General features: G+C 62.5%; 1 protein-coding gene. It reads right to left on the reverse strand.

Annotation, left to right across the window (positions count from 1 at the left end; all coding sequences use genetic code 11):
* On the reverse strand, positions 1–285 hold a 285-nt coding region (locus tag AC5RTT_RS20880), incomplete at both ends, for a radical SAM protein (RefSeq protein ID WP_494146744.1).

The raw sequence follows: 285 nt of genomic DNA on the forward strand, positions 1-285 counted from the left end.
CGCGGAGGGCTTCACTGATTTCTTCGCGGGTTTCGCCCATGCCCAGGATGAGGTTGGATTTGGTGACCATGCCCTGGTTCCGGCCCTGGGTGATGACATCCAGGGAGCGTTCGTAGCGGAACGCGGGGCGGATGCGCTTGAAGATCCTGGGTACGGTTTCGACGTTGTGGGCGAAGACTTCGGGGGCTGAGTCGCAGATCGCGGTGATGTGGTCGGGGTTGCCGGAGAAGTCGGGGATGAGCAGTTCGACGCCGGTGCCGGGGTTCAGTTCGTGGATCTTGCGGA

Source organism: Arthrobacter sp. Y3221157 (assembly GCF_059089865.1).